Genomic DNA, 23,902 nt, shown 5'->3' on the forward strand with positions numbered 1-23,902 from the left:
CGGCCGGCGAGCGGGCGGGCTGCGCCTCAGACGAACGCGGCGCTGCCCGTGATCGCGCGGCCGACGATGAGCGTGTTCATCTCCCGGGTGCCCTCGTAGGAGTAGAGGGCCTCGGCATCGGCGAAGAACCGGGCGACCCCGTAGTCGAGGACGATGCCGTTGCCGCCCATCACCTCGCGGCACCAGGCGACCGTCTCGCGCATCCGCGCCGTCGTGTAGGCCTTCGCGAGTGCGGAGTGCTCGTCGCGCTGCTCGCCCGCGTCGAGCATCTCGGAGACCCGGGTGGCCAGGGCGATGCTCGCGGTGATGTTGCCGATGCTCTTCACCAGCAGGTCCTGCACCAGCTGGTGCCCGACCAGCGGCTTGCCGAACTGGACGCGCTCGCGGGCATAGCGCAGGGCGGCGTCGTAGGCGCCGATCGCGACGCCGATCGCCTGCCAGGCGACCTCGGCGCGGGTCAGCCGGAGGACCTTCGCCGTGTCGCGGAACGAGTTCGCGCCCTGCAGTCGCAGCGACTCCGGCACGCGGACGCCCTCGAGCACGATGTCGGCGTTCTGCACGGTGCGCAGGCTCTGCTTGCGGGCGATGGCCGTGGCTCGGTAGCCCGGGGTCGAGGTCGGGACGAGGAAGCCCTTCACCTGGCCGTCGGCGACGTCCTTCGCCCAGATCACGGTGACGTCGCTGAAGGTCGCGTTGCCGATCCAGCGCTTCTCGCCGTCGAGGATCCAGGTGTCGCCCTCGCGGCGGGCGGTGGTGCGCAGGCCCTGCGCGGAGTCGGAGCCGGAGTGCGGCTCCGTCAGGCCGAAGGCGCCGATCACCTCGCCCGAGGCGAGCTTCGGCAGCCACTCGGCCCGCTGCTCCTCGGAGCCGGCGACGCCGACCGTCCCCATCACCAGGCCGTTCTGCACGCCGACATAGGTGGCGATGCTCGCGTCGACCCGGCCGAACTCGAGGGCGACCCAGCCGCGGAACACCGACGAGTTCTCGATCGTCCGCGTCTCGGGCCAGGAGAGGCCGATCACACCGGTGGCATGGATCCCGGGGATGAGCTGGCGCGGGAACTCGGCGCGCTCCCAGTACTCGTCGGCGATCGGGCGGACCTGCTCCTCGAGGAACGCGCGGACGCCCACGAGGAGCTCCTTCTCGGCGGGGGTGAGCCGCGACTCGAAGCCGTAGAAGTCGGCGGTGAGCAGTTCGAAGGTCGTGCTGTCCATGGTTCATCGCTCCATCGCTCGGGCGCGCAGCGACTCGGCCCGCAGGAGCGGCGGCGGTGCGGCTCCCCCCAGCGTACGAAGGGGGTGCCCGGGCGGCGCGGACGCTGGCGATCGGCGCCAAGCGGCGGCCGCTCCTCCGGGGCCGCTCTTGTAGATCCTGCTAGCGTCGGGCCCGGCCCGCCCCGGCAGGATCCGGACGGTGCCGTCTCGCACACCGCTCCCGGAACGGAAGGCCCTCGCCGTGTTCATCCCGATCGGCAACACCCCCCGCGACTACGCCTGGGGCTCGCTCACCGGCATCTCGGACGCCCTCGGCACCGCGCCGTCCGGCCGACCCGAGGCGGAGCTGTGGCTGGGGGCGCATCCGGGCTCGCCGGCCCGCATCCTCGACCCCGCCTCCGTCGGCGCGTCGACCCTCGCCGAGTGGATCGCCCGCGAGCCCGAGACGGCGCTCGCCGGAGTCGCCGGCTCGGTCGACCCCGTGTCCGGTGCGCCGCGGCTGCCGTTCCTGCTGAAGATCCTCGCGGCGGGCGCACCGCTCTCGCTCCAGGCCCACCCGTCGTCAGCGACGGCGCAGCGCCGGTTCGTCGAGGAGGACGAGGCCGGCGTCCCGCGCGACGCGGCCGAGCGCAACTACAAGGACCCGTTCCACAAGCCCGAGCTGATCTACGCGCTCACCGAGAGCTTCGACGCGCTCTGCGGCTTCCGCGAGCTCGACGGCACCCGGGCGCTGCTGGCCGAGCTGGCCGGTCGCGCGGCGGGGGAGGAGGCGGCGGCGATCACGCGCTTCGCCGCGGAGCTCGAGGGCGAGCCGACGGTCGTGCTCCGCCGGGCGGTCTCCTGGCTGCTCGCCGACGGCGACCGCGCGGAGGTCGCGGCGCTGATCGCCGCGGTGGTGGGAGCGTCGCACGGTGACGACCGCCTCGAGACCGAGACGGTGCGCTCGCTCGCCGAGGCCTACCCGGGCGACCCGGGCGTCGTGCTCTCGCTGCTGCTCAACCGCGTGCGGCTCGCCCGCGGCGAGGTGCTCTACCTGCCCGCCGGCAACATCCACGCGTATCTCGCGGGCACCGGGGTCGAGCTGATGGCCGCCTCCGACAACGTGCTGCGCGGCGGGCTCACGCCCAAGCACATCGACGTGCCCGAGCTGGTCAGCGTGCTCGAGTTCTCGCCGCTGCCGGTGCCGTACCTGCCGGCCGAGGAGCCCGCGCCCGGGCTGCGGGTCTACCGGCCGGACGTGCCGGACTTCCTGCTCGCCGTCGTCGAGCCGACTTCGGACGAGCCGGTGCGCGTCGAGCTCGACGGACCGGCCATCGCGATCGCCACCGCCGGCGCGTTCACCGTGCACGGCGCAGAGGGCTCCGTCGAGGTCGAGCGCGGCGGCAGCGTGTACGTGACGCCGTCGGAGCGCGCCCTCTCGGTCACCGGCCGCGGCACCCTCTTCGTCGCCACCGTCTGACGGCCTGCCTGCCGATCGAGCAGCCCGCGGGGCGCACCATGCTGGTCGAGTAGCGCGCAGCGCGTATCGAGACCCACCTCCGTCAGCCCGCCGTTCTTGCAGCGGTGGATCTCGATACGCCCGCTGCGCGGGCTACTCGATCAGCATGATTCCGCTCGGCGCGCGGAGCACGCGCGCAGCACGGTGTACTCCGAGCAGGGAGACGTCGGCGATCGCGCCGGTCAGGAGGCGGCCGCGGCCGCCGACGCGAAGGTGCGGCGGTAGGCCGCCGGCGTCGTCTGCAGCACGCGGGCGAAGTGGTGGCGGAGGACGGCAGCGGTGCCGAAGCCGACGCGGGTGGCGATCGCCTCGAGGGTCAGGTCGGACTCCTCCAGCAGCTGCTGGGCGCGGAGGAGCCGCTGGCGGTTCAGCCAGGCCAGCGGCGTGGTGCCCAGGTCGGCGCGGAAGCGGCGGGCGAAGGTGCGCGGCGACATCAGCGCTCGCCGGGCGAGCAGGTCGACGCTGAGCTCCTCGTCGAGGTGGTGCAGCATCCACTCGGTGACGTCGGCGAGCGAGTCCGCGCGCGCCTCCGGGATCGGCGTCGGGATGAACTGCGCCTGGCCGCCGTGGCGCTGCGGCGGCACCACCATGCGGCGCGCGACGACGTTCGCGGCCGCGGCGCCGAGCTCCTCGCGGACGATGTGCAGGCACGCGTCGATCCCGGCCGCGGTCCCGGCGCCCGTGACGATCCGGCCCTCCTGCACGAACAGGACGTCCGGGTCGACCTCGACCGCCGGGTGGCGCCGGGCGAGCTCGTCGGCGTGCATCCAGTGCGTCGTCGCCCGCCGCCCGTCGAGCAGTCCCGCCTCGGCCAGCACGAAGGCGCCGCTGCAGACGCTCACGATCCACGCCCCGCGCTCGTGGGCGCGGCGCAGCAGGGCGAGCACGCGCTCGTCGGCGGGGCCGATCGGGTGCGCCGGCACGGCGATCAGGTCGGCGTCCTCGGCCGCCTCGAGGCCGTCGGCGATCGTCAGCTCGAAGCCGAGCGAGGTGCGCACCGGCCCCGGATCCGCGGTCGCGATGCGGAAGTCGAACACCGGCCCGCCGTGGTCGCGCCGGTCGATCCCGAACACCTCGCAGACCACGCCGAACTCGAACGGGGCGACCCCGGGCAGGGCGAGGACGGCGACGGAGTGGAGCACGGCGGCAGGATATCGCGACACCACGAGATCCCGCCACCTGGCCCGCGCCACCCCGCCGCTAGGGTTGCGTCGGTGCGCGCGCGGCGCCCGTCATCGAGGAGGATCCACATGGCATGGCTGGTCACCGGGGGAGCCGGGTACATCGGAGCGCACGTGGTGCGCGCGTTCGCCGAGCAGGGCATCGACCCCGTCGTCCTCGACGATCTGTCGTCCGGCCACGAGGGCTTCGTCCCCGAGGGCGTGCCGTTCCACCGCGGCTCGATCCTCGACGAGGCGCTGCTGGACGAGGTCTTCGCGCAGCACGACATCCAGGGCGTCGTGCACGTCGCCGGCTTCAAGTACGCGGGAGTCTCGGTGCAGCGCCCGCTGCACACCTACGAGCAGAACGTCACCGGCACGATGCGCGTGCTCGCCGCGATGGAGCGCGCCGGCGTCCGCTCCATCGTCTTCTCCTCCAGCGCCGCGGTGTACGGCGCGGTCGACGTCGAGCTCGTCACCGAGAGCACCCCCAAGAGCCCCGAGTCGCCCTACGGCGAGTCGAAGCTGATCGGCGAGTGGCTGCTGGCCGACGCCGGCCGCGCGCACGGGGTGCGCCACGCCTCGCTCCGCTACTTCAACGTGGTCGGCTCCGGCTACCCGGACGTCTACGACACCAGCCCGCACAACCTCTTCCCGCTGGTGTTCGAGGCGCTGCTGGCCGGCCGGACGCCGCGCATCAACGGCGACGACTACCCCACTCCGGACGGCACCTGCGTCCGCGACTACATCCACGTCGCCGATCTCGCGCTCGCGCACGTCGCGGCGGCGCAGCGCCTGGCCGCCGGCGAGCCGATCGAGCCCGTCTACAACCTCGGCAGCGGAACCGGCGCCTCGGTCGGCGAGATCATGACCGCGATCGCCGACAGCACCGGCATCGCCTTCACCCCGGAGGTCGCGCCGCGCCGCCCGGGCGACCCGCCCCGCATCGTCGCCTCGGGCGAGACCGCGGCCCGCGACCTCGGCTGGGAGATGCGCCACACCGTCGCCGAGATGGTGGAGAGCGCCTGGCGCGCCCGGAGCGCCGCGGGGTCCTGACGCCGGCCGGGAGCTTCGACACGGTCGCGACACGCCGGTGTGTCGTGAACCCTCCACGGCGGGTTGAGGGTTTATGGTCCGCGACTTGACCTCAGCGAATGACACCGGTGTAATTACTGAGGCGGCCCACCCTCCGGGAGGAGCCGGTCGCCGATCATGTTCGCGGGCGGGGTAGGAGACGGTATGGCGATTCCCGACAGCGTCTCTGGCAGCGACAGAGGCTTCGGAAACGACAGAGGTCGCGGAAACGACAGAGCTCCGGGCGACGAACGGACCTCCGGCATGAGCGCGGTCCCCGAGGACTGGTTCGTCGATCCCGTCCGGCTCGGCGTCCCCGGCGTCCGCCAGGGCATCGACTCGGGCAGCGAGGCGCCCGGCGGCGCCCTCTCCTGGCAGGTCGACTCGCTCTGCGCGCAGACCGACCCCGAGGCGTTCTTCCCCGAGAAGGGCGGATCCACGCGCGACGCGAAGAAGATCTGCACCTCCTGCGAGGTCCGGGCGCAGTGCCTCGAGTACGCGCTCGAGAACGACGAGCGCTTCGGCATCTGGGGCGGCCTCTCCGAGCGCGAGCGCCGCAAGCTGCGCCGCCGGGCGTGACGACCGCCGCTCACCGGAGGCGGCGAGCCGCCGCGGGGCGCCCCGCGCCCATCGCTTAGGGTGGTCCGCGATGTATCCCCGAGTAACCGCCGTCCTGGTCGCCCACAACGGCGCGGCCTACCTGGAACGCACCCTCGCGGCGCTGCGGGCCCAGACCCGACAGCCCGATGCGACCGTGTTCGTCGACGGCGGATCGAAGGATGCGACCGGGCAGCTCCTCTCCGGCTGGGGTCCGACCCAGTTCGTCCAGGTCGCCGAGAACCTCCCGTTCGGCCAGGCCGTCGCCCGCGCCGTGCGCGTCATGCAGGCGCCGTCGGGGGAGGACGAGTGGCTGTGGCTGCTCGCCGCCGACTCCGCTCCTGAGCCGGGTGCGCTCGCCGCACTCCTCGGCGCGGTCGAGGTCGCGCCCTCCGTCGCGGTCGCCGGACCGAAGGTCATGGACTGGACCCGCTCCGGCTACATCCGCAGCTACGGCGAGTCGATCACCAACTACGGCACCACCGTGCACCTCGTCGAGGACGAGCTCGACCAGGGCCAGCACGACGCCACGCCCGACGTGCTCGCCGTCGCCGCCGGCGGCATGCTCGTGCGGCACGCGCTCTGGGAGGAGCTGGGCGGCTTCGACCCCGGGCTGCCCGTGGTCGACGACGCCCTCGACTTCTCGATCCGCACCCGCCTCGCCGGACACCGGGTCAGCCGCGTCCCCGACGCGCGGGTCACCACCGCGCGCATCGGCCTCCAGCGCCCCGACGGCCGCCGGATCGACAGCGGGGAGCGCCGCCGCGCCCGCCAGCACCGCACCGCGCAGCTGCACCGCCGCCTCGCCTACGCCCCGGTGGCGTTGCTCGTCCTGCACTGGCTCTCGCTCGTGCCGCTCGCCGTCGGCCGCGCGGCCGTCCGGCTCCTGCGCAAGCAGCCCGGCCTCGTCGGCGGCGAGCTGCTCGCGGCCTTCGTCGTCGCGTTCGGCGGCACCAAGGTCTTCCACGCCAGGCGCGTCCTCCGCTCGTCGAAGAACGTCGGCTGGAAGGCCATCGCGCCGCTGCGCATCCCGCTCGACGTGGTCCGCCAGCTCCGCTCGGTCCGGCACGACGCCGTCCGGGTGCAGGCCAGCCGCGAGCGGCACCCGCTGCACTTCTTCCAGGGCGGCGGAGTCTGGATCGTCCTGGTCGCCGCGATCGCCGGGCTGATCGTCTACGCGCGCCTGCTCGCCGCCACCGCCATGGGCGGCGGCGGTCTGCTCACCCTCTCGCCGTCGGTCGGCGAGCTGTGGCGGAACGCCGCGTACGGCTGGCGCGACCTCGGCTCCGGCTTCATCGGCGCGGCGGACCCGTTCGCCGCGGTGCTCGCCGTGCTCGGCTCGCTCACCTTCTGGGCGCCGAGCTTCTCGATCGTCCTCCTCTACCTCACGGCTCTGCCGCTCGCGACGATGGGCGCGTGGATGATGATCGCCCGCCTCACCGCGCGGCCGATCGCCCGCGGCGCCGGAGCCTTCGTCTACCTGCTCGCGCCGGCCTTCTTCGCCGCTCAGTCCGAGGGCCGCCCGGCCGCGATCCTGGTGCACGTCCTGCTGCCCTGGCTCTTCTTCGCCGGCTTCGGCGCCTACCGCTCGTGGTCGTCCTCGGCGACCGCGTCGATCCTCGCGGCGGCGGTCGTCGCCTGTGCGCCGGTGCTCGCCGTGCCGCTCGCGCTGATCTGGATCGTCGTGCTGGCCACCTCGGGGCGCCGGATCGGGCGCTTCGCCGGACTGCCGATCCCGGCCCTCGCCCTGCTCTTCCCGATCATCGTCGCGCACGCCCAGCGCGGCGACTGGTTCGCGATCCTCGCCGACCCCGGTGTGCCGCTGCCCTCCGCCCGGGCGGACTTCTTCTCGCTCCTCGCAGGGTTCCCGTCCGGCGTCACGACCGGGTGGCTCGAGTTCCTCGGCGGTCTCGGCATCCCCGCGTCGGCGGCGGGTCTTGCGACCGCGGTGCTCGTGCTGCCCCTGGTGATCTCCGCACTCGCGGCGCTGCTGCTCCCGAACAACCTGTCCGCCCTGGGCGGGGTGGGCGTGGCCGCCGCCGGCCTGCTGACCGCGGCGCTCGCACAGGGCATCCAGGTCGTGACCACCGGATCCGAGGCGGTCGCCGTCTGGAGCGGAACGGGCCTCAGCCTGTACTGGCTCGGCCTGGTCGTCGGCTTCTCGCTCTCGGTCGCCGCGCTGCCGTCCTACCGGGTCGTCCCGGCGCTGGTCGTGACCGCCGCCGCCGTCGTGGCGGTCGCTCCGCTGGCGGTGCTGTTCCCGACGGGCGGCGGGACCGTGACGACCGCCGGCTCCGACCGCTCGCTGCCGGCCTACGTCGCCGCCGAGGCGCAGAACGAGCCGCGGGTGGGCACGATCGTGCTCGTCCCGCAGTCGGACGGCGGGATCCTCGCGCGCCTCGAGCGCGGCGCGGGAGCGACCCTCGACCAGCAGTCGACCCTCGCCGCGACCGGCACCGAGCAGACCGACGCCATCGACGAGCTGGCCGGCAACCTCGTCTCGCGCACCGGCTACGACATCGGCGCGGCCCTGCAGGACCTCGGCGTCCGCTTCGTCGTGCTCGCCCCGCCGACCAGCACCGACGCCGGTGACGCGGCCTCGGCCGTCAGCGCCCGCGCCGCGGTCTCGCTGGACGGCAACGCCGCGTTCTCCGCCGTCGGCGACACCCAGTACGGCCTGCTCTGGACCGCGGTCGACACCGAGGGCACCCGGATCGACGCGGCGCCGCAGGGCGTCGTCGGCCCCTTCGGCGTGGCTTACACGATCGCGCTGCTGATCGTGTTCCTGGTCGCCTTCCTGCTGGCCGTCCCGACCGGCCTCTCGCTCGAGCGCTCCCGCTCGGGAGCCGCCGTCGCGGGGATCGACGACGAGCCCGGCGAGGCCACCGGCCAGTTCGACGACGGGACCGACGATGCCTGACCGGTCGAACCCCGGATCCGCGACACCTGACCCCGCCGACCAGGAGAAGCGCATGTCGCAGTCCCCGTCCCGCCCCTCCCGCGCCGACCGGCGTGCCGAGCGCGGCGGCTCGAAGCCCGCTCCGGCGAAGCCGACGGGCGCCCGCGACCGGACCGTCTCGGCCGCCCGCCACCGCCGGACCGTGCTCCGCAGTGCCGCCGGCGCCGCCGGACTGGCCCTGGCCGTCGCCGCGGTCGTGCTGCCGCAGATCCTGCCGACACCGCTGGCGACCGTCGCCGCCGACGGCGTGGTCGTCACGCCGGTGGCGGCGGACGGCACCCTCGTCTGCGCGGGCAGCCTGATCGACGCGAGCGACCCCGAGGAGCTCCGCGCCCTCGACGACTCGGGCACCTCGCTCTGGCCGCGGGACGCGACCGGCGACCAGTCGGTCCTGGACGAGGCCGACGTGGCCGCCCCGGGCACCGGCATCACCCGGCTCGCCGTCCCCGCCGAGTCCGACCCGACGCCCGGCGGCGTGACGACGCAGTCGATCGCCACCGAGCAGCTCTCCGGCCTCTCGGCGCTCGGCTGCGCGGAGCCCTCGGCCGACAGCTGGCTCGTCGCCGGATCGACCGACGTCGGCCGGACCTCGGTGCTCGTCCTCGCCAACGCCAGCGAGGTCGCGGCCACCGTGGACCTCTCGCTCTACGGCGAGAACGGCGTCGTCCCGGCGACCGGCGCCACCGGCATCGTCGTCCCCGCCGGCACCGTCCGCGCCCTCCCGCTCGCCGGGCTCGCTCCCGACGTGGTCCAGCCGGTCGTGCGGATGACCGCGCGCGGCGGCGAGATCGCGGCGAGCATCCAGAGCAGCGCCATCTCCGGCCTGACGCCGCAGGGCGTCGAGACGACCGGCCCCGCGGCGACGCCGGCCACCCTCACCGTGATCTCCGGCTTCACCGTCGCGACGCCCCCGGCGGACACGGCGGGCGACGACGGCACGGGCGGCGAGGGCACTCCCGTCCTGCGGATCCTCGCGCCCGGCGAGGCGGACAGCACCGTCTCGATCGAGGTCGCCAACGAGGACCCGAGCGGCATCGGCACCTCGACGCAGGTGGTGGTCCCGGCCGGCCGCGTCGGCGAGGTCCCCCTCTCCGGCCTGGCGGACGGCTCCTACCGCGTCACGCTCACCTCGGACCAGCCCGTCGTGGCGGCCGGGCGCACGACGTCGACCGGCGGCGCCGGGACGGACTTCGCCTGGTTCGTCTCCGGGACCGCGACCGACGTTCCCTTCGGCGTCGGCAACACCGGCGAGGCGGGGGCCGTGCTGCACCTCGCGAACGGCAGCGACACCTCGGCGTCGGTGCAGCTCGAGTCGGAGGCCGGCAGCCGCACGCTCGACATCGGTCCGTTCGCCTCGGTGTCGGCCGAGCTCGGCGTCGACGCCGTCGTCGTCACGAGCGATCAGCCGGTGCAGGCGTCGGTCTCGATCGCGAGCGAGGGGCGGATCGCGGGCTACGCGATCGTGCCGCCCGGGCCGCTGTCCTCGCCGGTCACCGTCTACTCGCACTGAGCGGTCGGCGTCTCGGAGGCGCCGCTCGGCTCCGTGGTGCCGGACGCTGGTGCCGGAGGCTCAGTGGTGCCGGACGCTGGTGCCGGAGGCTCAGTGGTGCCGGACGCTGGTGCCGGAGGCTCAGTGGTGCCGGAACCGGTCCGGGGAGATGTCCCAGGGGTCGCGGCCGAGCAGCTCCGCGACCGCGCGGAAGACGTAGCTCTCGATCATCATCCGCTGGTGCCACTCGTCGCGGCGGTGCAGCTTCGCCAGCCGCTCGATCGGCACGCGGTACAGCGTGATGCGCCGCGCGGCGTGGTCGACCCGCCAGCGCGCGATGCCCGTGCCCTCGAGCCGGGCCGGGTCGACGTCGGGCGTGGAGGCGAGCTCCACCCGGATCCCCGCCAGCTCGTCCGGCCAGGCGTCGCGGAGGTAGTCGAAGGCCGAGCCGATGGTCGTCTCGAAGAAGTCCGCCCGGGTCTGCAGCGGCGGCAGGTGCGGGCCGGTGACGGCGCCGCGGATGCCCCGGCCGTGCCGGTCGCGCGAGCCGCCGCGCACCGAGCTCGACTGACGAGCGGTGGAACGGCGTGCGCGGGGCATTGGACCAGCTTATGGCCCCGCGGCCTCTTGCTACTGTGGCGCGATGGACCGACGGCAGTGCTCGCGCACCGGGTGCAGCCTCCCCGCGGTCGTGACGCTCACCTACGACTACCGGGACTCGCTCGTCGCGGTCGGGCCGCTCAGCCCGCAGCCCGATCCGCACGGCTACGACCTGTGCGCCGAGCACGACCGGCGGCTGCTGGTGCCCCGGGGCTGGGAGACCGTGCGCTATCTCGAGCCGCCGTCGGCCTGAGCGTCCTGCGGAGCCGGAGCGCTCGGTGCAGCCCGAGTTCCCCGCGGAGCCCGAGGGGCCTCGCGCACCGGGAAGCCGCGCGGCGCGTCCGCGAGCACCGGTGCGAGCCGGCTCATCCGCCGGTCGACGAGTTCCAGCGCCCGCTCCTCGCGGCGGCGGCGCAGCGCGGCGACGGCGAGCAGGAAGTCCTCGGCGGGTGCGGCCGGGAGCGGTGAGACGAACGCGGCGGCCTCCTGCGCCAGCGAGCGGGCGAGCTGCGAGCGCGAGGGCTCGGTCATCCCGGAGCGCTGGCGGAGGAACTGGGCGAGCCGGCGCGCCAGGGCGTCGGGCAGCCGGGCCACGTCGGCGGTCGCCGCCCAGCCGGTGAGCGGCGCCGGGATCTCGACGACGAGCGGGGGCGCGGCCGGTACCCGCTCGAGCTGGCTGTGCGTGCCGGCGAGCACGTCGCCGAGCCGGCGAGAACGGCGCGACAGCAGGCCCACCACCGCGGCCAGCCCACCTGCTGTCATCACGATCTCGAGCACGCCGGTGAGACCCCGGACGAGGGCGTGGCGGAAGCCGATCGCGCCTCCGTCGTCGCGGACGACCCGGGCGCCGACGGCGAGCTTGCCGAGCGAGCGCCCCCGCGTCGCGGTCTCGACGGCGACGGGCACCAGCACGATCGAGACCACCAGGGCGGCGATCGCGACGGCGGCCGAGGCGGCGGCGTCGAGCCCGCCGTCGCTCGCGAGGACGGCGACGAGGTAGAACAGACCGAAGGCGAGCAGGAACTCCGCGACGAGGTCGATGATCGCGCCGGCGGCCCGCAGGACGAACGAGGTGACGGGGATCTCGAGGGCGATCGCCTCGCCGGTGACCAGGCCCGCCGTGTCGAAGCCGGTGCTGTCGAGGCGGGCGTCGTCGCGGTCGTCGGACATGCAGCAGCTCCCTCGATCGTCGGCCCCGGCTATCATCTCAGCAGATGGACATCGATGCTCTCTCGGCCGCGCGCGGCGGCCAGTGGACCCGCCTGGACGAGCTCGCGCGCAAGCGCCGGCTGACCGGCGGCGAGGCCGACGAGCTCGTGGAGCGCTACCAGTCCGCCTCCGCCGATCTCGCCGCGATCTCCTCGACCGCGGGGTCGACCGCCGTGGGCACGCGCCTGGCAGTCTCGCTCTCGCGGGCGCGGGGCCGCCTGACCGGGACGCGCGAGGATCCGCTCGCCGCGGTCGCCCGCTTCGCCGTCGTCTCGTTCCCCGCCGCGCTCTACCGGATCCGCTGGCTGACCCTGGCCGTCGCGCTGGCGACCGTGCTGGTCGCCGGCCTCTTCGCGGTCTGGATCCTCGGTGACCCGCGCCTGCTCGCCGCGCTCGGCGACGACGAGCAGCTGCGCCGCTTCGCGCAGGAGGACTTCGTCGACTACTACTCGGAGAACCCGGCCGCGTCCTTCGCCGGTCAGGTGTGGACCAACAACGCCTGGATCGCGGCGCAGTGCGTCGCCTTCGGCATCGTCGGCGTCTACGTGCCGTACATCCTGCTGCAGAACGCGCAGAACCTCGGCACGTCGATCGCCGTGATGTTCCACGTCGGCGAGGGCGACACCTTCTTCCTCTACATCCTCCCGCACGGCCTGCTCGAGCTGACGGCGGTCTTCGTCGCCGCGGCGGCCGGGCTGCGGATCTTCTGGGCCTGGATCGCGCCCGGGCCGCGCACCCGGGGGCAGGCGCTCGCGGAGGACGCGCGGAGCCTGTTCACGGTCGCGATCGGGCTGGTCTTCGTGCTGCTCGTCTCGGGCGTGATCGAGGGCTTCGTGACGCCGGCGCCGTGGCCGTGGTGGCTGAAGATCGGCATCGGCGCGCTCGCGCTCGGCGGCTTCATCGCGTACTTCCTGGTGCTCGGCGGCCGGGCCGTGCGCGCGGGGGAGACGGGCGACCTCGGCCGCTTCGACGCCGGTTCGCGGAGCATCAGCGAGGGCTGAGCGCGAGGTCCGGGCTCAGAGCCGGCCGGTGGCCTTCAGCGCGAGGTAGCGGTCGGCGAGGGCGGGCGGCAGCTTCTCCGGCGAGGCGAGCACCACGTCGCCGCCGAGCCGCCGCACGGCGGCCGCCAGCCGGTCCGCGTCGGCGAGTGAGCGCTCCGCCGCCGCGGCCGCGTAGACCGCACCGCGGTCGCCGCGGTCGGCGGCCATCCGGGCCAGCTCGGGGTCGATCGCGCAGGCGACGACCACGGTGTGCTGCCTCGTGAGCTGCGGGAGCACCGCGAGCAGCCCCTCCGATGCGCCGACGGAGTCGAGCGCGGTGAGCAGCACGACGAGCGAGCGCTGCGAGACCAGCGTGCGCACCTGGCCCGGCACAGCCGACCAGTCGGTCTCGATCAGCTGCGGCTGCACGGGGGCGAGCGCGTCGACGACGCGGCTCAGCACCTCCGTGCCGGTCGCGCCGTGCACGCGGGCGCGCCGGGCGCGGTCGAAGGCGAGGACGTCGATGCGGTCGCCGGCCGAGGCGGCCAGCGCCGACAGCAGCAGTGACGCCTCGATCGCCGTGTCCAGGCGCGGCTCGTCGTCGATGCGGGCGGCGGAGGTGCGGCCGGTGTCGAGCACGAGCACCACCCGCCGGTCGCGCTCGGGCCGCCAGGTGCGGACGACGGGCTCGCGGCGCCGGGCGGTGGCCCGCCAGTCGAGCGAGCGGACGTCGTCGCCGCGGACGTACTCGCGCAGGCTGTCGAACTCGGTGCCCTGACCGCGGATCATCACGCTGGTGCGCCCCTCCAGCTCGCGCAGGCGGGCGAGGCGCGAGGGCAGGTGGCGGCGGGAGCGGAACGGCGGCAGCACCCGGACGACCGCGGGCGCCGCGAGGGTCGCCTGCCGGCCGGCCAGCCCGAGGACGCCGTTCGAGCGGATCGTCGCGTGCAGCGCCCGGCGCTCTCCGCGGCGGCGCGGCTCGAGGACCGTGCGGACCGCGCGGCGCTCGCCCGGCGGCAGCCGCAGCGGCGAGCGGGTCGCGAGCGCCCCGGCGGAGGGCTCCCAGGCGTCGCGGACGACGCCGGTGATCCGGCGCCGTCCCGTGTTCGTGATCAGCAGCGTCGCCTCCGCGCGCTCGCCGAGGCGCACCCGGTCGGGGGTCCGCCGCTCGAGCGCGACCGCGCGCGCGGAGCCGGCCACCGCGAGGTCGACGCCCACCAGGATCAGCCAGATCAGCAGCCAGAGCCCGAGCACGGCGAAGGCGACCTCGGCCCGGCGTCCGAGCAGGACGACCGGCACGAGGCCGACGAGGAGGACGAGGACGGAGCGTCCGGTGAGGTGCACGGCTCAGACCGGGACGCGGACCTGCTGCAGGATGCCTCCGAGGACGGCCTCCGTGCGCACGCCCTCGAGCTCCGCCTCGGGCTGGAGCTGCATCCGGTGCCGCAGCACGGGCAGGACCATCGCCTGGACGTGGTCCGGGGTGATCGAGCCGTAGCCGTTCAGCCAGGCCCAGGCGCGGCTCGCGGCGAGCAGCGCCGTCGATCCGCGGGGGCTGACGCCGAGCTTCACACTCGGGCTCTCGCGGGTCGCACGGGCGAGGTCGACGATGTAGCCGAGCACGTCGGGGCCGGCGCCGACGCGGCGGACGGAGGCCTGGGCCGCGCGCAGCCGCCCCGCCTCCAGCACCGGGTGGACGCCCGCGGCGGCGAGGTCGCGCGGGTCGAAGCCGGCCGCGTGCCGCGAGAGCACCTCGACCTCGACCTCCCGCGGCGGCACGTCCAGCACCAGCTTGAGCAGGAAGCGGTCGAGCTGCGCCTCGGGGAGCAGGTAGGTCCCCTCGTACTCGACCGGGTTCTGCGTCGCCGCGACGAGGAACGGGTCGGGGAGGCGGAGCGTGCGGCCGTCGACGCTGACCTGGCGCTCCTCCATCGCCTCGAGGAGGGCGGCCTGCGTCTTCGGCGGCGTGCGGTTGATCTCGTCCGCGAGCAGCAGGTTCGTGAAGACCGGGCCCTCGCGGAAGGCGAAGCCCGAGGTGGAGGCGTCGTAGACGAGCGAGCCGGTGATGTCACCGGGCATCAGATCGGGGGTGAACTGCACGCGCCGGGTGTCCAGTCCCAGCGAGACCGAGAGTGCGCGCACGAGCAGCGTCTTCGCGACGCCCGGCACGCCCTCGAGCAGCACGTGCCCGCCTGCCAGCAGGGCGATCAGCAGCCCGGAGACGGCGCCGTCCTGGCCGACGACGGCGCGGCCGACCTCGGAGCGGACGCGGTCGAGCTCGCGGCGGAGCTCGTCATCCGCGATCGGGGGGAGGGAGGAGTCGCTCATCGGAGGGGGCCTTCCGGTCGTTCGTGGTCGGGCTGATCGTGGTCGAGGCGGTCGCGCGCGGGGCGCCCGGTGCCGGGTCCTGCGGTGCCCGACCCTGCGGTGCCGGCCGCGGCGGTGCCCGTGCTGGGTGCGCGGGCGGCGCGGAGCGCGCGCTCGAAGCGCAGGAGCTCGTCGGAGGCGGCCACGAGAGCGGTGTCGTCGGCCGGCTCGTCGTCGACGAGGAGCCGGCGCACGGCGCGCGGGTCGCGCTCGAGCAGGGCCGCGGCCGCCGCGACGACCTCGTCCACTCCGCTCGAGGGGGCCAGGCCGAGCAGGGCGGCGGAGCGGTGCAGCGTGCCGATCCGCAGGGCGTCCAGCGCGCGCACCCGGGTGGCGCCGTGGGCGTAGAGGCGGGCCCGGCCGCGCGCGGTCTCGCTCGCGTGCACGACGACGGGCAGCGGCTCGACGGCGAGCGGGCCGAAGCGCCGCCCGCGCCAGACGGCGGAGGCGACGAACACCCCGACGAGCAGCAGCAGCGCCGGCGTGACCCAGCCCGGCGCGAGATCGGCCGGGTCGACGGCGGCGGAGGTCGCGTCGGCCGCGCCGGCGCGGTACCAGACCAGGCGGTCCTCGCCGCCGAGGAGGCCCAGCGCGAGGGCGGCGCGTCCCTCCTCGGCGACGGTGCCGTTGCGCAGGAGGTCGGCGTCGCCGACGGCGATCACGTCGGGGCCGCCGGCCGCGGAGTCGGCGACGAGCGCGAACGCGTCGTCACCGGACGGGAAGCAGCCCACGGCGCCGCCCTCGAGGACGCGGAAGGTGCTGCCGCCCGCGGGGATCCCCTCGGCGCGCTCCGCAGCGGGCAGCGCGCAGGAGGCGGCGAGCACGCCGTCCTCCTGCGGCGCGCCGGCGAAGGCGACGCCGGGCAGCAGCGCGTCGAGGGCCGCGCCGGACGGCTCGACGAGGACGACCGCGGCGGGGTCCTCGGCGAGCCGGGCGTACTGCTCCTCGTCCAGGGCCGAGCCCGGATCGTCGATCAGCAGCGTGCTGCCCGGGCCGACCGCGCGCAGGGCCTCGTCGAGCGAGTCGGCGCGGACGACGTCGACGCCCTGCTCGCGCAGGACCTGGGCGACCGCGCGGGCGCCGTCCGGTGCCGCGCTGTCGACGTCGAGGTCGGCGGCGGGCACCGGGGAGCCGGTCGCCACGGTCAGCAGGACCGTGCCGACGACGACGATCGCCGCGAGGAGCACCCAGATCCGTCCCCGGCGCAGCAGCGCGCCGAGGGTGGGGGAGGAGACGGTGTCGACGGGAGCGTCCGACGCCGGCGAAGCAGCGGGCGCGGTCATCGCAGCGCCTCGAGCGGGACCGGCGCGGCCGCGAGCGCGCGGTCGAGCTCGGCGACCCGCTCGCAGTCCTCGCGCCCGCAGGGCAGGCCGAGGTAGCGGACCCGGTCGAAGGCGTCCGCCGAGCGCCGGAGTGCGTCGGCCGAGGCGGGGAAGACGGCAGCGGCCCGGCGGGAGAAGCCGTGCGCGGTGGTGCCGGGCGAGACGGCGAGGATCGTGCGCTCGTCCAGGGCACGCACCAGGGCGCGGAACCGCTCCACCAGCGCCTCGTCCCAGTCGCCCCGGGCGGCCGCCGCCTCGGCGAGGGCGCGCAGCTCCGCGGCCGAGCGGCCGTCGTCGTCGGCGAGGACCGCCCCGGTCACGCGACTGCGCTGCCGCAGTCGCGGCCGTCCCGCGAGGACGAGGGCGACCACGACGAGCGCCACCAGCACGAGCACGCCGATCAGCGCCGCGAGCGGCACGCCGACGCCGTCGCCCGGCAGGGTGAGCGAGGTGAACCAGTCGCGCACGGCCTGCACCAGGCGGTCGAACCAGTTCGGCTCGGCGGCGCGGTAGCGCGGGTCGGCGAGCTCCTCGAGGAGCAGGCGGCGGGCCTCCTGCGCATCGGGGTCGAGCGGCGCCGTGGCGAGCGCGAGGCGGATCACGGCGCGGTCCGCTCCGGAGCGGGGAAGGGGTCGGGGGACTCGCGCCCGGCCGCGCGCTCCTCGACGTGCCGCATCAGCACGAGGTCGAAGCCCTCGCGCCGGATCCGGCGATCGAGGTAGACGAGCCCGGTGACCGCCGACTGCAGCACCGTGCCGACCGCGCCGACGACGAGGCCGACGGCGACCGAGAGCAGCGCGACGACGATCGACGCGACGACCTGCGCGTTCGGATCGGTCGGCGCGACCAGCGCCCCGCCGATCGGGATCAGCAGGCTGAACGGCGTCGAGACGACCTGCCCGGCCGCCTGGATGATGACCGCCATCAGCGCGAGCGCGCCGAACGTCCGCCAGAACCCGCCGGTGACGAGCCGCCAGGAGCGCGCGACCGCCCGGCGCAGCGGGAGCCGCTCGAGCACCAGGAGGCTCGGCACCAGCGCGAGCTTCGTCGCGAGCCAGACGCCCACCGCGGTCGCGGCGAGGCCGGCCAGCACGAGCACCAGGATCCCGCCGACGACCGCGCTGGCCCCCGCGTCCTGGGCGCCGAGGAGGAAGAGCGGCACCGAGAGCGCCGCCGCGGCGAGGACCAGCACCAGGACGCCGACGCCCTGCAGCACGGTCCAGCCCACCAGCGCCCAGAAGCGGCCGCGGAGCCGCCGGAGCAGCGCGCGCAGCGTCGGCCGCTCGCCCAGGACGGCGCGCGACACCTCGAGCACGACGACGCCCTGCACGAGCGCGCCGGTGGCCAGGGTGACGGCGAGCGGGATCAGCGCCGCGAGCACGACGATCGCCAGCGACCCCGACGCGACGGCGTCCCGATCGGCGACCTCGGCCTGGGTGATCCGGCCGACCGCGAGAAGTGCGACGGCGCCGTAGAGCACGAGGGCGAGCAGCGAGCCGAGGCCCTGGACGAGCAGCGCGACGCCGAGGGTGGTGCGCGGGCTGCGGCGGAGGACCGCGAAGGGCGCGCCGAGCAGGGTGCCGAAGCCGAGCGGCCGCAGCGGGATCAGTCCGGGCTTGGGCGGGGGAGTCCAGCCCTGCGGCGGGGGCGGGCCGGCGGGACCCGCGGTCGGAGACCAGGACACGGGCGCGACCGGTGCGACGCGCGGCCGCGCGTGGTCGCCCTCCGGAGCCCCGGCGGGCGGTGGCCACTGAGCTGCGTCGGTCATCCCTCCCATGCTGTCACAGCCGCGCTCGGCCCTCGCGGTCGGGCGCGGCCGTGCTCCCACTCGCGTCGGTTAGCCTGACCCCATGAGCGCGCGAATCCTGGTGGTCGACGACGATGCGGCCCTGGCCGAGATGATCGGCATCGTCCTGCGCGCGGAGGACTGGGACGTCTCCTTCTGCGCCGACGGCACGGGCGCCCTCGAGGCCTTCCGGCGGGCCCGGCCGGACCTCGTCCTGCTCGACCTGATGCTGCCCGGGATCGACGGCATCGAGGTCTGCCGCCGGATCCGCGCCGAGTCCGGCGTCCCGATCATCATGCTGACCGCCAAGTCGGACACCTCCGACGTCGTGCAGGGCCTCGAGTCCGGCGCGGACGACTACATGGTCAAGCCGTTCGACCCGAAGGAGCTGGTCGCGCGGATCAAGACGCGCCTGCGCCCCTCCCAGGTCGCCGCCAACGCCGTCCTGCAGGTCGGCGACCTCAGCCTCGACGTCGCCGGGCACGAGGTCCGCCGCGGCGAGACCCGCATCGGCCTGACACCGCTCGAGTTCGACCTCCTCCTCGCCCTCGCCTCCAAGCCCCAGCAGGTGTTCACGCGCGAGATGCTGCTGGAGCAGGTCTGGGGCTACCACTACAAGGCCGACACCCGGCTCGTGAACGTCCACGTGCAGCGCCTGCGCGCGAAGGTCGAGAAGGACCCGGACGATCCGCGCATCGTGATGACCGTGCGCGGCGTCGGCTACCGCGCCGGCTCCGTGCTGCCGAGCTGACGTGAGCCTCGCGCGCCGCTTCCGGGCGCCGGCACTCCGGCGCTGGCCGCGGAGGGTGCTCCGGGCCTGGCGGAGCTCGCTGCAGTTCCGCGCCGTCGCCATCACCGTGCTGCTCAGCGGCATCGCGATCGGCTCGACGGGCGCGTACCTCTCCTACAGCATCAGCGACAACCTGTTCCAGTCGCGGCTCGACCAGGTCACCGGCGACACCTCGCGCGCCACCCGCGCCGCGCAGGGCTACCTCGACGCCGCGACGGTCTCGACCCGGCAGGACATGGAGGAGGTCATGAACTCGGTGCGCACCGCGGTGCGCGACGCCTCCTCCTCCGCCCTGATCGCGGTCGTGCGCGCGCCCGATCAGGAGGCGTCCTCGCTCGCCCCGCAGGACAGCTACAACCGCGAGCTGCAGAACGGCGTCATCAGCGACGACCTGCGCGCGCGGGTGCAGGCCGGCGCCGACGGCCAGTACTGGCAGTCGGTGAGCCTCGGCGCCTCGGGCCAGCAGCTCCCGGGCATCGTCGTCGGCTCGACGATCGAGCTGCCGAGCTCCGCGGGGCGCTACGAGCTCTACATCGGCTACTCGCTCGCGGATGCGGAGCGCACGCTGCAGTTCGTGCAGCAGGTCCTCAACATCGCCGGCATCCTGCTGATCCTCCTGATCGGCGCGGTCAGCTGGGTCGTCGTCCGGATCGTGGTCGCGCCCGTGCGGGTGGCGGCGGAGACCAGCCAGCGCCTCGCCGCGGGCGACTTCGACGTGCGCATCCCGGAGAGGGGACAGGACGTGATCGCCACCCTCGCCCGCTCGTTCAACGGCATGGCCGACAGCCTTCAGGAGCAGATCAGCGAGCTCGCCACGCTCAGCCGGGTACAGCAGCGCTTCGTCTCCGACGTCTCGCACGAGCTGCGCACCCCGCTGACCACGATGAAGCTCGCCGGCGACGTGCTCTACGACCAGCGCGAGGGCTTCCCGCCGGTCGCCGAGCGCACCGTCGAGCTGCTGCACGGCCAGATCGGCCGCTTCGAGAGCCTCCTCGCCGATCTGCTGGAGATCTCCCGCCACGACGCCGGCTCGGCCGAGCTCGAGCTGGAGCCGGTGAACCTGGTGCGCCTCGCCGGCGAGGAGATCGAGGGGATGCGCGGGATCGCCGAGGCGAACGGCTCGCGGCTCACGCTCTCCGCCCCCGGCGGCTACTTCGACGCCGAGATGGACGCCCGCCGCATCCGCCGCATCGTGCGCAACCTGCTCGGCAACGCCGTCGAGCACGGCGACGGCCGCGAGATCGTGGTCACGGTCGACAGCAACGCCACCGCGGTGGCGCTCGCCGTCCGCGACTACGGTCACGGCATGAGCTCCGAGGAGGTGGTCCGGGTCTTCGACCGCTTCTGGCGCGCCGATCCGTCCCGCCGCCGCACCCTCGGCGGCACCGGCCTCGGCCTCTCCATCGCGCAGGAGGACACCGCGCTGCACCACGGCTGGCTGCAGGTCTGGTCGATGCCCGGCCGCGGCGCGTGCTTCCGGCTCACGGTCCCGCGCCGGCGCGGCGAGCGGATCGACGCCTCCCCGCTGCCGCTGCCGCCCGTGGACGCGGGCGAGCAGGCCTACTCCGGCCCCATCGTCCTGCCGCCGCTGCCGCTCGGCGGCGTCCCCGAGCACGGGGTCGTCCAGTGAGGCGCCTGCGCTCCGCGGTCGCCGCCGTGCTGCTGCTGGCCGCGCTCGCCGGCTGCGCGGGCATCCCGCGCGGGGGCGACGTCGGCGTCGGCCGCCCGGACACGGCGCCGCAGGACCTGCAGTACGACTTCCTCCCCTCCGGCCCCGCCGACGGCGCCGACCAGTTCGAGATCCTCACCGGCTTCATCGACGCGGCGTCGAGCCCGCAGAACAACTACAAGATCGCCCGCGAGTTCCTCTCCACAGGAGCCGACTGGACGCCGGGCGAGCACGTCACCGTCGACGAGGGCCAGCGCTCCTCGACCCAGCCCGGCGCGTCGACGCTCTCGCTCACCATCACCCCCGTGGCCGAGGTCGACGCCACCGGCGTCTACTCCGAGGTCGCGACGACCACCGCGCTGGAGCTGGACTACGGCTTCGTCCAGGAGAACGGCGAGTGGCGGATCAGCTCTCCGCCCAGCGGCGTCGTCATCGACCGCACCACCTTCGAGCAGGTCTTCTCCACCTACGCGCTCTACTTCTTCGACCCGAGCTACTCCTACCTGGTGCCGGATCTGCGCTGGTTCGCCTCGCGCGCGGACAGCTCGACCAGCACCACGATCGTCACCGAGCTGCTGCGCGGGCCGACGCCGTGGCTCCGCGACTCGTCCGCCGTCGTCTCGGCCTTCCCGACCGGGACGGCGCTCGCCGCCGAGACGGTGCCGGTCGAGGCGCAGCGGGCCGTCGTCGACCTGAACTCCGCGGCGCTCGAGGCCGACGAGCGGCAGTGGCGCCGGATGGCGCTGCAGCTCGGCAGGAGCCTGGCCAACGTCTCGAACGTCACCGGGGTCTCGCTCTCGGTGCAGCAGAACCCGATCGAGATCCCGACCGAGGTGACCGGGCTGCCGACCTCGCCGCGGGTGGACACCCGGCCGCTGGTGCTGACCGACGGCGACTTCGGCTTCCTCGGCTCCTCGGGGCTCGCCGAGACCGCCGTCTCGGACCGGATCGCGGCCCTCTCGCCGCGGGCCGCGGTGCTGGGCGAGCAGCGGGGCGCCGACTCGAGCGCCTCGGCGGCCGTCCTCACCTCGGCCGGCGTCTCGCTGCTCACCCCCGGGGTCGACGACGTGCTGCTCGACGCCCGGAGCGGCCTCGCGGCCCCCGGCATGGACCCCTTCGGCTACGTCTGGTCGGTGCCCACGGCGTCGCCGGGCCAGCTGGTCGCCTACTCCTCCGACGGCTCCCGGTCGCTGCAGGTCGCGACCGCCTGGCCGGAGATCGAGTCGATCGCCTCGTTCGCGCTGTCCCGCGACGGCACGCGGATGCTCGCCCTCGCGCAGGACGGGCAGCAGGCGACCGTGCTCGTCGCCGGGGTCACCCGCTCGGCCAACGGCGATCCGATCGCGGTCGGCGAGCCGGTCGTGCTGCGCTCGACCCTCGGCACGGCGGTCGCCGCCGCCTGGACGGACGAGCTCGACGTCGTCTCGGTCGTCCGCGGCTCCACCGGCGAGGACACGGTGACGATGAACCAGCTCGGCGGAGGGGACACCCCGCTGGGGACGACCACCGGGACCGTGCAGATCGCGGCCGGCAACGCCTCGACGCAGATCCGCCTCCTCGCCGAGGGCGGCGAGCTGCGACAGCAGCGCGGCTCGGCGTGGCAGACGGTCGCGACAGGCATCGAGCTCCTCGCGACGCAGACCGGCATGGGGTCCTGAACCCGGGCACACTCGCCCGATGCTGCGCGATCACCTCCTCGACGCCCTCGCCGTGCTGCTGCCGGTCGACTGCCCGGCCTGCGGGCTGCCGGCGACGCGGGTGCCCTGCCCGGACTGCGCCGCGGAGCTCGCCGCGCAGGCGCGACCGGACGTCCGCCGCCTGGGGTCCGCGGACGACCCGCTCGAGGTGCGCGTCGGCGCGGAGTACGCCGGAACGGTGCGGCGGCTCGTCGTCGCGCTGAAGGCGGAGGGACGGGTGGCCGCCGCGCGACCGCTCGGCGCGCTGCTGCGACCCGTGCTGCTCCAGGCGCTCGACGGCGCTCCGGCGCTGCTGGTCGCACCGCCCGGCTCGCGCCTTCGGCACCTGCGGCGCGGCTTCGACCCCGTCGACCTGCTGGTGCGCGCGGCGGGCGGGCGCCTCGCCCGGCCGCTCACGAGGACCCGGCTCGCGCTCGACCAGGTCGGCCTCGCCCGGGCGGAGCGGCACGCGAACCTCGACGGCGCGTTCCGCGCCAGGCGTCCGCTCGACGGCGAGCGGATCCTGCTGGTGGACGACGTGGTCACCTCGGGGGCGACCCTGCTCGAGCTGCGCCGGGCCGTCCGCGCGGGCGGGGGAGACGTGGCGGGGGCGGCCGCGCTCGCCGGCACTCCGGAGCGGGGAAGCGCGACTTCCTGATGAACTCCCGAGGACGATCCGGTGACCGCGGGTCTACGCTCGGGGGACGGCGTGAACGGTCCGCCCGGAGAAAGGCGGCACGCCGTACTCGACTGGGAGGTTGTCATGGACATCGACATCACAGGCCGCAACATGGGCATCACCGATCGCTTCCGCGCCTACGCGACGGAGAAGTCGGAGAAGATCGCCCACCTCGCCGACCGGGCGCTCGCGCTCGAGATCAAGGCGAGCCGTCACAGCGAGGGCAAGGGCGCCGCCGGCGGCGACCGGGTCGAGCTCACGCTCATCGGCAAGGGGCCCGTGGTGCGGGCCGAGGCGAGCGGAGCCGACAAGTACGCGGCCTTCGACGTCGCCCTCGGGCGCCTGCTCGAACGGGTGCGTCGAGCCAAGGACCGCAAGAAGGTGCATCGCGGTCAGCATCGGCCGACCTCGCTGCGCGACGCGGCGGCCGACGACTTCAGCGTCGTCGCGATCCAGCCGGCGGACGCCGAGGTGCTCGAGCGCCTGAGCACGGGCGTGATCCCCGTGCAGGAGGAGCCGGCCCCGGAGCCTGTCGCCGCGGACGAGGACGACGCGGAGGAGCCGTACTGCCCCGTCGTCATCCGCAAGAAGGTCTTCCCCTCCGTCTCGATGAGCGTCGACGACGCCGTCGACTACATGGAGCTGGTCGGCCACGACTTCTACCTCTTCATCGACGCGGACACCGACCGCCCGAGCGTCGTCTACCGCCGCAAGGGCTGGGACTACGGCGTGATCGGCCTCGGCGACGAGGCGGACGCGCAGCCCGAGGCCGCCGCGGTCTGACCCGGGAGCCCCCCGGAGGTCCGCCTCCGGGGGGTTCTTCGCGCCCTGTC

At 74.9% G+C, this 23,902-nt stretch carries 21 protein-coding genes; 12 read left to right on the forward strand and 9 right to left on the reverse strand.

The genetic code is table 11. From position 1 onward, the window contains the following. Positions 1-26: 26 nt before the first annotated feature. Positions 27-1,214, reverse strand: a complete 1,188-nt coding sequence (locus MT351_RS13525) for an acyl-CoA dehydrogenase family protein (RefSeq protein WP_127886096.1) — start codon at positions 1,212-1,214, stop codon at positions 27-29. A 199-nt stretch (positions 1,215-1,413) separates the two neighbouring features. Between MT351_RS13525 and manA the strand changes: the two genes are divergently transcribed. After that, on the forward strand, positions 1,414-2,673 hold the full coding sequence (gene manA / locus MT351_RS13530) for a mannose-6-phosphate isomerase, class I (protein ID WP_243582408.1): 1,260 nt from the start codon (positions 1,414-1,416) through the stop codon (positions 2,671-2,673). Positions 2,674-2,894: 221 nt separating this feature from the next. Here the strand turns inward: manA and MT351_RS13535 are convergent, their stop codons facing one another. Beyond that, positions 2,895-3,854 carry a GlxA family transcriptional regulator gene (locus MT351_RS13535; protein ID WP_132435848.1) on the reverse strand — a complete coding sequence of 320 codons (960 nt, stop codon included), beginning with the start codon at positions 3,852-3,854 and terminating at the stop codon, positions 2,895-2,897. Positions 3,855-3,962: 108 nt separating this feature from the next. Between MT351_RS13535 and galE the strand changes: the two genes are divergently transcribed. From galE to MT351_RS13555, 4 genes are all read left to right on the forward strand, one after another. Further along, positions 3,963-4,928 carry a UDP-glucose 4-epimerase GalE gene (gene galE, locus MT351_RS13540; RefSeq protein ID WP_132435847.1) on the forward strand — a complete coding sequence of 322 codons (966 nt, stop codon included), beginning with the start codon at positions 3,963-3,965 and terminating at the stop codon, positions 4,926-4,928. 282 nt (positions 4,929-5,210) lie between these two features. Continuing rightward, positions 5,211-5,525 carry a WhiB family transcriptional regulator gene (locus MT351_RS13545; RefSeq protein WP_123444423.1) on the forward strand — a complete coding sequence of 105 codons (315 nt, stop codon included), beginning with the start codon at positions 5,211-5,213 and terminating at the stop codon, positions 5,523-5,525. 70 nt (positions 5,526-5,595) lie between these two features. Further along, the gene (locus tag MT351_RS13550) at positions 5,596-8,463 is read left to right on the forward strand and encodes a glycosyltransferase family 2 protein (RefSeq protein ID WP_243582410.1); all 2,868 of its coding nucleotides are present in this window, start codon (positions 5,596-5,598) and stop codon (positions 8,461-8,463) included. 52 nt (positions 8,464-8,515) lie between these two features. Then, a complete protein-coding gene (locus MT351_RS13555) occupies positions 8,516-10,012 on the forward strand; it encodes a DUF5719 family protein (protein ID WP_132435845.1) in 1,497 nt (498 codons plus the stop codon). A gap of 120 nt (positions 10,013-10,132) precedes the next feature. Here MT351_RS13555 and MT351_RS13560 read toward each other — a convergent pair whose 3' ends face one another. Beyond that, the gene (locus MT351_RS13560; RefSeq protein WP_123734335.1) at positions 10,133-10,591 is read right to left on the reverse strand and encodes a metallopeptidase family protein; all 459 of its coding nucleotides are present in this window, start codon (positions 10,589-10,591) and stop codon (positions 10,133-10,135) included. Positions 10,592-10,634: 43 nt separating this feature from the next. On the opposite strand from MT351_RS13560, the gene MT351_RS13565 reads away from it, so the two are divergent. Continuing rightward, positions 10,635-10,844 carry a DUF3499 family protein gene (locus MT351_RS13565; RefSeq protein ID WP_123444386.1) on the forward strand — a complete coding sequence of 70 codons (210 nt, stop codon included), beginning with the start codon at positions 10,635-10,637 and terminating at the stop codon, positions 10,842-10,844. Here the strand turns inward: MT351_RS13565 and MT351_RS13570 are convergent. Next, a complete protein-coding gene (locus MT351_RS13570; RefSeq protein ID WP_132435844.1) occupies positions 10,820-11,761 on the reverse strand; it encodes an RDD family protein in 942 nt (313 codons plus the stop codon). The genes MT351_RS13565 and MT351_RS13570 overlap by 25 nt on opposite strands. A 44-nt stretch (positions 11,762-11,805) precedes the next feature. Between MT351_RS13570 and MT351_RS13575 the strand changes: the two genes are divergently transcribed. Next, positions 11,806-12,801, forward strand: a complete 996-nt coding sequence (locus MT351_RS13575) for a stage II sporulation protein M (RefSeq protein ID WP_132435843.1) — start codon at positions 11,806-11,808, stop codon at positions 12,799-12,801. Positions 12,802-12,816: 15 nt separating this feature from the next. Here MT351_RS13575 and MT351_RS13580 read toward each other — a convergent pair whose 3' ends face one another. Genes MT351_RS13580 through MT351_RS13600 form a run of 5 tightly spaced genes read right to left on the reverse strand, consistent with a single transcriptional unit; the run spans position 12,817 to position 18,237 of the window. Then, on the reverse strand, positions 12,817-14,124 hold the full coding sequence (locus MT351_RS13580; protein ID WP_132435842.1) for a DUF58 domain-containing protein: 1,308 nt from the start codon (positions 14,122-14,124) through the stop codon (positions 12,817-12,819). 3 nt (positions 14,125-14,127) lie between these two features. After that, the gene (locus MT351_RS13585) at positions 14,128-15,108 is read right to left on the reverse strand and encodes a MoxR family ATPase (RefSeq protein WP_132435841.1); all 981 of its coding nucleotides are present in this window, start codon (positions 15,106-15,108) and stop codon (positions 14,128-14,130) included. After that, positions 15,105-16,430, reverse strand: a complete 1,326-nt coding sequence (locus MT351_RS13590) for a DUF4350 domain-containing protein (RefSeq protein ID WP_132435840.1) — start codon at positions 16,428-16,430, stop codon at positions 15,105-15,107. Before MT351_RS13590 ends, MT351_RS13585 begins: the two co-directional genes overlap by 4 nt. After that, positions 16,427-17,071 (reverse strand): DUF4129 domain-containing protein, encoded by a 645-nt coding sequence (locus tag MT351_RS13595; protein ID WP_132435839.1) that lies wholly within the window; start codon positions 17,069-17,071, stop codon positions 16,427-16,429. Before MT351_RS13595 ends, MT351_RS13590 begins: the two co-directional genes overlap by 4 nt. Further along, the gene (locus MT351_RS13600) at positions 17,068-18,237 is read right to left on the reverse strand and encodes a hypothetical protein (protein WP_243582412.1); all 1,170 of its coding nucleotides are present in this window, start codon (positions 18,235-18,237) and stop codon (positions 17,068-17,070) included. Before MT351_RS13600 ends, MT351_RS13595 begins: the two co-directional genes overlap by 4 nt. Positions 18,238-18,319: 82 nt before the next feature. Here MT351_RS13600 and mtrA point away from each other — a divergent pair, with 82 nt between their 5' ends. The 5 genes from mtrA (at position 18,320) to hpf (ending at position 23,852) form a co-directional block, all read left to right on the forward strand. Beyond that, positions 18,320-19,006 carry an MtrAB system response regulator MtrA gene (gene mtrA, locus MT351_RS13605; RefSeq protein WP_123444394.1) on the forward strand — a complete coding sequence of 229 codons (687 nt, stop codon included), beginning with the start codon at positions 18,320-18,322 and terminating at the stop codon, positions 19,004-19,006. 1 nt (position 19,007) lies between these two features. Beyond that, a complete protein-coding gene (gene mtrB / locus MT351_RS13610; protein WP_132435837.1) occupies positions 19,008-20,675 on the forward strand; it encodes an MtrAB system histidine kinase MtrB in 1,668 nt (555 codons plus the stop codon). After that, on the forward strand, positions 20,672-22,372 hold the full coding sequence (locus tag MT351_RS13615; RefSeq protein ID WP_132435836.1) for a GerMN domain-containing protein: 1,701 nt from the start codon (positions 20,672-20,674) through the stop codon (positions 22,370-22,372). The genes mtrB and MT351_RS13615 overlap by 4 nt, the downstream gene beginning before the upstream one ends. A 19-nt stretch (positions 22,373-22,391) precedes the next feature. Continuing rightward, positions 22,392-23,048 carry a ComF family protein gene (locus MT351_RS13620; RefSeq protein ID WP_132435835.1) on the forward strand — a complete coding sequence of 219 codons (657 nt, stop codon included), beginning with the start codon at positions 22,392-22,394 and terminating at the stop codon, positions 23,046-23,048. A gap of 105 nt (positions 23,049-23,153) precedes the next feature. Continuing rightward, a complete protein-coding gene (hpf, locus tag MT351_RS13625; protein WP_123444397.1) occupies positions 23,154-23,852 on the forward strand; it encodes a ribosome hibernation-promoting factor, HPF/YfiA family in 699 nt (232 codons plus the stop codon). The last annotated feature ends 50 nt before the right edge of the window (positions 23,853-23,902 follow it).

This window comes from Rathayibacter sp. VKM Ac-2926 (assembly GCF_022815565.1).
Taxonomy (GTDB): domain Bacteria; phylum Actinomycetota; class Actinomycetes; order Actinomycetales; family Microbacteriaceae; genus Rathayibacter; species Rathayibacter festucae.

Coding starts and splice junctions, on each gene's coding strand:
- galE (WP_132435847.1), top strand. CDS start 3,963: ATGGCATGGCTGGTCACCGGGGGAGCCGGGTACATCGGAGCGCACGTG.
- MT351_RS13545 (WP_123444423.1), top strand. CDS start 5,211: ATGAGCGCGGTCCCCGAGGACTGGTTCGTCGATCCCGTCCGGCTCGGC.
- MT351_RS13600 (WP_243582412.1), bottom strand. CDS start 18,237: ATGACCGACGCAGCTCAGTGGCCACCGCCCGCCGGGGCTCCGGAGGGC.
- MT351_RS13590 (WP_132435840.1), bottom strand. CDS start 16,430: ATGACCGCGCCCGCTGCTTCGCCGGCGTCGGACGCTCCCGTCGACACC.
- MT351_RS13560 (WP_123734335.1), bottom strand. CDS start 10,591: ATGCCCCGCGCACGCCGTTCCACCGCTCGTCAGTCGAGCTCGGTGCGC.
- MT351_RS13550 (WP_243582410.1), top strand. CDS start 5,596: ATGTATCCCCGAGTAACCGCCGTCCTGGTCGCCCACAACGGCGCGGCC.
- hpf (WP_123444397.1), top strand. CDS start 23,154: ATGGACATCGACATCACAGGCCGCAACATGGGCATCACCGATCGCTTC.
- mtrA (WP_123444394.1), top strand. CDS start 18,320: ATGAGCGCGCGAATCCTGGTGGTCGACGACGATGCGGCCCTGGCCGAG.
- MT351_RS13555 (WP_132435845.1), top strand. CDS start 8,516: ATGTCGCAGTCCCCGTCCCGCCCCTCCCGCGCCGACCGGCGTGCCGAG.
- MT351_RS13570 (WP_132435844.1), bottom strand. CDS start 11,761: ATGTCCGACGACCGCGACGACGCCCGCCTCGACAGCACCGGCTTCGAC.
- MT351_RS13585 (WP_132435841.1), bottom strand. CDS start 15,108: ATGAGCGACTCCTCCCTCCCCCCGATCGCGGATGACGAGCTCCGCCGC.
- MT351_RS13525 (WP_127886096.1), bottom strand. CDS start 1,214: ATGGACAGCACGACCTTCGAACTGCTCACCGCCGACTTCTACGGCTTC.
- MT351_RS13575 (WP_132435843.1), top strand. CDS start 11,806: ATGGACATCGATGCTCTCTCGGCCGCGCGCGGCGGCCAGTGGACCCGC.
- MT351_RS13565 (WP_123444386.1), top strand. CDS start 10,635: ATGGACCGACGGCAGTGCTCGCGCACCGGGTGCAGCCTCCCCGCGGTC.
- MT351_RS13620 (WP_132435835.1), top strand. CDS start 22,392: ATGCTGCGCGATCACCTCCTCGACGCCCTCGCCGTGCTGCTGCCGGTC.